General features: G+C 25.9%; 1 protein-coding gene. It reads left to right on the top strand.

Features of this window, described 5'->3' with window-relative positions; all coding sequences use genetic code 11:
• A partial coding sequence (locus tag KHD59_RS02465) for a hypothetical protein (protein WP_238120397.1) occupies positions 1-282 on the top strand: 282 nt, incomplete at both ends.

Below are 282 nucleotides of genomic sequence, written 5' to 3'. Positions count from 1 at the left end.
CCTGTTTTGAAGAGTAAGGATTATCATCCTGTTGCATTAGAATCAGAACAAAAACAATTATTAAAAGAATTAGGTGATTTAAAATCTCAAATTATTGCTACTTCTGATATGTCTGAAACACAAATTACAAATGATATTACTGAATTAAAACAAAAAATAGATAAATTAAATCATAAATATGGCAAGATTCTTATGAATAGTGCAGATGTTTTGATGTTGCGTCAAAAATCTGTCAAAGAATTAGATAAATTAGATGCTATTTTGAAGAGTAAGGATTATCAT

Origin of the sequence: Sesame phyllody phytoplasma (assembly GCF_018390775.2) — a bacterium.
In the GTDB taxonomy this organism is placed as follows: domain Bacteria; phylum Bacillota_I; class Bacilli_A; order Acholeplasmatales; family Acholeplasmataceae; genus Phytoplasma; species Phytoplasma australasiaticum.
The sequence above is the reverse complement of the archived record's forward strand: the minus strand, read 5'-3'. Positions and strand labels throughout refer to the sequence as shown.